Origin of the sequence: Streptomonospora alba, assembly GCF_000826685.1 — a bacterium.
GTDB lineage: Bacteria > Actinomycetota > Actinomycetes > Streptosporangiales > Streptosporangiaceae > Streptomonospora > Streptomonospora alba.
In genome coordinates this window covers 1-5,433 of the sequence record NZ_JROO01000075.1, presented here as the reverse complement: position 1 = coordinate 5,433, position 5,433 = coordinate 1, and the positions used below count along the sequence as shown (strand labels likewise).

Annotated in this window: 6 protein-coding genes; 3 read left to right on the top strand and 3 right to left on the bottom strand. The window is 72.0% G+C overall.

Translation table 11 applies throughout. The annotated features are described in order from the left end of the window. Positions 1–106: 106 nt before the first annotated feature. The 3 genes from LP52_RS25260 to LP52_RS25250 all read right to left on the bottom strand — a co-directional run bounded on the left by LP52_RS25260 (position 107) and on the right by LP52_RS25250 (position 2,715). Positions 107–661: a methylated-DNA--[protein]-cysteine S-methyltransferase gene (locus tag LP52_RS25260; RefSeq protein ID WP_052810268.1), complete on the bottom strand. Its 555-nt coding sequence runs from the start codon at positions 659–661 to the stop codon at positions 107–109. Continuing rightward, the gene (locus LP52_RS25255; RefSeq protein ID WP_157036481.1) at positions 582–2,243 is read right to left on the bottom strand and encodes a DNA-3-methyladenine glycosylase 2; all 1,662 of its coding nucleotides are present in this window, start codon (positions 2,241–2,243) and stop codon (positions 582–584) included. Before LP52_RS25255 ends, LP52_RS25260 begins: the two co-directional genes overlap by 80 nt. A gap of 145 nt (positions 2,244–2,388) precedes the next feature. Beyond that, a complete protein-coding gene (locus tag LP52_RS25250; protein WP_052810267.1) occupies positions 2,389–2,715 on the bottom strand; it encodes a hypothetical protein in 327 nt (108 codons plus the stop codon). Positions 2,716–2,853: 138 nt separating this feature from the next. On the opposite strand from LP52_RS25250, the gene LP52_RS25245 reads away from it, so the two are divergent. The 3 genes from LP52_RS25245 to LP52_RS25235 form a co-directional block, all read left to right on the top strand. Further along, on the top strand, positions 2,854–3,285 hold the full coding sequence (locus LP52_RS25245; protein ID WP_040276925.1) for a cobalamin B12-binding domain-containing protein: 432 nt from the start codon (positions 2,854–2,856) through the stop codon (positions 3,283–3,285). 306 nt (positions 3,286–3,591) lie between these two features. Then, on the top strand, positions 3,592–4,365 hold the full coding sequence (locus tag LP52_RS25240) for a TSUP family transporter (protein ID WP_040276924.1): 774 nt from the start codon (positions 3,592–3,594) through the stop codon (positions 4,363–4,365). Positions 4,366–4,686: 321 nt separating this feature from the next. Then, on the top strand, positions 4,687–5,433 hold a 747-nt coding region (locus LP52_RS25235; RefSeq protein WP_040276923.1), incomplete at its 3' end, for an ATP-grasp domain-containing protein.

The following is a 5,433-nucleotide window of genomic DNA, read 5'->3' as shown; positions in this document are numbered from 1 at the left end:
GGGGGCCCTGCCCCCCTTTTTTTTGTGTCGGGTGTGGTTGCGTTCGGTGATGTTGTGGTTACGGTCCCCCGTGGTGGTGCCGGGTTCCGGCGGCTGTGATCGGGGGTCAGGGCGTGAGGCCGGTTCCCCGTTCCAGGCTGAGCAGGCGCTCCTTGCGGGCGATCCCGCCGCCGTAGCCGACCATCGCACCGTCCGCCCCGATCACCCGGTGGCAGGGGACGATGATGGAGACCGGGTTGCGGTTGTTGGCCATGCCCACCGCACGCGAGGCGTTCGGCTTGCCGATCGCGCGGGCGAGTTCGCCGTAGGTAGCGGTCGTTCCGTAGGGGATCGTCGTCAGCGCCTGCCACACCGTGCGCTGGAACGGGGTGCCGAGCGGAGCCAGGCGCAGGTCGAACTCCCGCAGCTCGCCGGCGAAGTAGGCGCCGAGCTGCTCGGCGGTCGTGCGCAGTGCCGCCGGCTCGCGCCGCCACTCGCTCCGTATCTGCTGCGCGAAGCGCTCCTGCGGGCTCATGTACAGCCCCGTCAGCGCCTCGCCGTCCCCGAGCAGGAGGAGTTCCCCCAGCGGGGAGGGCACCAGGTCATACAGCGGGGTTCCGCCGCCGGGCTCGGCGAACTCCGCCGGAGCGGCGCGCTCGGGTCCCGGTCGGGCCACCTCCATCGGCAGTGCGTCCTGGATCGTTTTCGCGTCTGCGGTCATCGTGTCCGTCCTCATCGTGGTTTGGTTCGTCCGCGGCGCCGCGGGCTGCGGGCGGCGCCGGGGAGGTCAGGGCGGAGGCCCAGAGGTGGTGTGTGGCGTAGGAGCGCCACGGCCGCCACGCCTGCGCCTCCCGCTCGGCCGCGCGCGGATCGCCGGGGCGGCCCAGGCGTTCCAGGGAGCGCCGCACGCCCAGGTCGGTCGTCAGGAAGACGTCGGGGTCGCCCAGCGCGCGCATACGGATGTAGTCCGAGGTCCAGGGGCCGATTCCGGACAGCCCGCGCAGTCGGGCGGCGGCCTCGTCGCGGTCAGTGCCGGGACACAGGTCGATGTCGCCGGAGTCCAGCGCCTGGCTTAGCGCGATCAGCGCCTCGGCGCGTCCGGCCGGCATCGGCAGGTCCTGCGGGGAGACGCCGGCCAGTGCCTCCGGACCCGGAAAGGTGTGGGTCAGCCCCTGCTGCGGCGTGGCCAGGGGTGTGCCGAAGCGCTCGACGAGCCGGCCCGCGACGGTGCGCGCCGCGGAGACCGAGATCTGCTGCCCGACGACGGCGCGCACCGCCATCTCCGTGGAGTCCGCGCCGGCCGGGGCGCGCAGCCCGGGCCGCGCGGCGACGAGCCCGGCCAGCGGACTTCCGTCGGCGCCGAGGACCTCGGCGACGGCGCGCGGGTCGGTGTCCAGGTCCAGCAGCCTGCGGCAGCGCTGCACCGCGGTGCCCAGGTCCTTCAGCAGATCCAGGCAGAGCCGGCACCACACGTGGTCGTCGGAGTCTCCGCGTGAGATGTGCACGACCCCGCTGCCGTGCGGAAGGGTGAGCACCCGTCGGTAAACGCCGCCGCTGACCTCCTCCACCCCCGGTATCGCACGCGCGGCGAGGAACCCGAACAGGTGGTCGAGGTCGATCGGCGGGCGCAGCGGAAGCCGCAGCGTCACGGTCCCCGCGTGGGTGGAATCGCCCGCGGAGGAGTCGGCGCCGGGCCGCTGCGCACCCCCGGCGCTGAGGCGTCGCAGTTGGGAGGGGGAACGGTCGAACACCTCGCGCACCGTGTCGTTGAACTGGCGGATGCTGGAGAAACCCGCGGCGAACGCGGCGTCGCTCAGCGACAGGCCCGTCGTCTCGATCAGCACCCGTGCCGTGCGCGCTCGCTGTGCCCGTGCCAGCGCCAGCGGTCCGGCGCCGAGTTCGGCGACGAGCATCCGGTTGAGTTGGCGTTCGCTGTAGCCCACCTGAGCGGCAAGACCGGCCACGCCGTCCCGGTCCACCGCGCCGTCGGCGATCAGCCGCATGGCACGCCCCACGGCGTCGGCGCGTACGTTCCACTCGGGAGAGCCGGGTGACGCGTCGGGGCGGCACCGCTTGCAGGCCCGGAACCCGGTCCGCTGGGCCGCCGCCGCGGAAGGGAAGAACCTGGTGTTCTCCCGCTTGGGCGTGACGGCGGGGCAGCTGGGCCGGCAGTAGATGCCGGTGCTGGTCACTCCGAGGTAGAACATTCCGTCGAAGCGGGCGTCTTTGCTGCGCACCGCCAGGTAACGCTGGTCGTCGTCCATCACGCCGCCCATCCTCGCCTGCGCATCCGTCCCACGCTAGCGGGTTTCGGACATCCGGGTCGGGCCTCGCCCTGCGGGGCGGCGGTCCGCCGGGGCGGCGAGGGGGCCGCGGGGCGGCGGGAGAGGGCCGCGCCGCCCCGACGGCTCAGGCGGATCCTGTCGACTCCTCGGCGGAATCGTCGTGCTTGGCCAGGTAGTCGAAGAAGATCGGGCGCAGCTGCTCTTGGACGCGCGGGTCCTCCTGGGCGCCCAACGCGTCGTAGAACAGCCCCGACGCCTGGGCGACGCCCGCCTCCCCGGCTTCCAGGTTGCCCGCGGCGGCCTCGACCGCGGGTAGCAGCTCCAGCAGCCGCCAGAAGAAGCGGATGTCCCAGCGGCGCCGCGCCAGGGCCACCGCGCGGTCGCGCAGCTCGTGCGTCTCCAACCGCTCCAGCGAAACCGTTTCGTCGTGTCCGCTCGTGTCGCCACTCATGCCGGAGGGCTACCCGGACCTCGCGAGTTGAAATGGAGTGACGTACGTTACTGTTCGTTAACGGGTACATCGGCGGCGGGCGGCGCCCGGGGCGCCGGTGGCCGCACGGACCGCGCAATCGCACAGGAGGGGACGCATATGGGCGGATCATCGGCGGTGCGGGTCGTCGTCGCGAAACCCGGGCTGGACGGCCATGACCGCGGTGTGAAGGTCGTGGTCAGGGCACTGCGCGACGCCGGTGTCGAGGTCGTCTACACCGGCCTGCGCCAGACGCCGGAGATGGTCGTCAACGCCGCGCTGGAGGAGGACGCCGACGCGATCGGGTTGTCTGTGCTCTCCGGCGCCCACATGACGATCTTCGGCCGCGTCATGGAGTTGCTGGCCGAGAACGACGCGCGCGACATCACCGTGTTCGGCGGCGGCATCGTCCCCGAGGCCGAGATCCCGGAGCTGGAGGCGATGGGTGTGGCCAAGGTCTTCACGCCCGGAACCCCCACGACCGAGATCAGCGCGTGGGTCCGGGAGAACATCAGGCCCCTGCACGCAGGCGCGAGCGGCGCCGGAGGCTGAGCCCGGCCAGGGGCCGACGGCCCTCAGCGGGCGCCGATGGGCGTGCAGGCGGACTGTGCGGCGCGAGCGGCCCCGGGGCCCTCCCGCCGCTCCGACGGCGCCACCCGTGGCGGTAATATGCCGTTTTTGTGTCCATTCATCGCCTCGGCCCGCACGGTCGGCCACACCGCGTTCCGCACCCGCACCGGCACTGCGCCGCCCTGCCGCTCGTAGCGGCTGAGCGCGCCGTCCCCCGGCCCGCCCCGGCGCCCGCCGCCCCCGAAACCGACTGCGCCGCCTCTGCGGTGCAGCGGGCGCGGTAGCGGCGTGGACGCCGGCGCCGAGATCGTCGCTCTGCTCCTGGGGGCGGCCCTGGCCGCGGGGTGGATCGACGCCGTCGTGGGCGGCGGCGGACTGCTGATGCTTCCCGCGATGCTCGTGGCCTTCCCGAACGCCCCGGTGGCGCCCCTGCTTGGCACCAACAAGCTCACCGCGATCATGGGCACCGCCTCGGCCGCCGTCACCTACTTCCTCCGGATCCGCCCCGATCCCCGGATCGTGTGGCCCACAGCGGCGCTGGCGCTGATGGGCGCCGGCGGCGGCGCCGCGCTGGCCGGATCGGTCTCCTCCGACGCGTTGCGCCCCACGATCATGGTCGTCCTCGCCGTGGTGCTGGTCCTGGTGGTCGCGCGCCCCGCAATGGGGGCGGTGGCCGATCCCACCCTGCTGACTCCACGGCGCATCGTGGTGGCCGTGCTGCTGGCCGGGGGCGGCGTCGGCTTCTACGACGGCATCGTCGGACCGGGCACCGGCACCTTCCTGATCATGGTGCTGACCGCGGTCGTCGGAGTGGACTTCGTGCACGCGTCGGCCTCGGCGAAGGTGGTCAACACCGCGACCAACCTGGGTGCGCTCGCGGTGTTCGCCTGGAACGGCGACGTGTTGTGGCTGCTGGGCCTGGGATTGGCGGTGTGCAACGTCATCGGCGCTCAGATCGGTGCTCGCATGGCGCTGAACCGCGGATCGGGGTTCGTGCGGCTCGTGCTGGTGGCCGTCGTGCTGATGCTGCTGGCGCGGCTGGGCTGGGAACAACTCGCCTGAGCGGGCCGCGACGGGAGCACCGGGGCGCGCCCACCCCTCACGCGCCGTTCCGTGCCCTTGTGATCCCGGTGTGAATCCTCACACCGCTTCCCATGGGGTGACCGGGGGTGAACGGGGCATTCCGGGTTTCGCGGGTCGCGGTTTGACTGGTCAACGGCGCCCCGGTGTCATCTGTCAAGCGCTGGGAGGGCTAAGCTTCCGCATGTTGCGGTTGGCGTCTCGAGCCCTTTATCAACGCGGTGAGGGCCCTATGCGGTTCCCGCGTTCCGGCGCCGGCCTCCGCACATCACTGCAGCCAGCGAGTAACAAGGACGGACCCTCGTGGACCTGTTCGAATACCAGGCGAAGCAACTCTTCGCGGAATACGGGGTCCCCGTACCCCAGGGAAAGGTGGCGAGCACGGCCGCAGAGGCGCGTGCGATCGCCGATGAGTTCGCGGCGGCGGGCAAGTCCCGTGTCGTCGTCAAGGCGCAGGTGAAGACCGGCGGGCGCGGCAAGGCCGGCGGCGTGAAGGTCGCCGACGACGCCGCCGACGCCCAGGCCAAGGCCGAACAGATCCTCGGCATGGACATCAAGGGGCACACGGTGCACCGGGTCCTGATCGAGGAGGCCAGCGACATCGCGGAGGAGTACTACTTCTCCTTCCTGCTGGACCGCGCCAATCGGACCTTCCTGTCGATCTGCTCCGCCGAGGGCGGTGTCGAGATCGAGGAGGTCGCCGCGACCAACCCGGACGCCGTCGCCCAGGTGCCGATCGACGCCATCAAGGGCGCGCCCTCCGAGGTCGCCTCCGAGATCGTCAGCAGGGCGAAGCTGCCCGAGGCCGCCGCGCAGGGCGCGGCCGAGGCCATCACCAAGCTGTGGGACGTGTTCGTCGGCCGCGACGCCACTCTGGTCGAGGTCAACCCCATGATCCTCACCGGTGACGGCCGCGTCGTGGCTCTGGACGGCAAGGTCACCCTCGACGAGAACGCCGACTTCCGCCAGGACCTGGAGAGCCTCGCCTTCGCAGCCGAAGGCGATCCCCTCGAGGTCAAGGCCAAGGAGAAGGGGTTGAACTACGTCAAG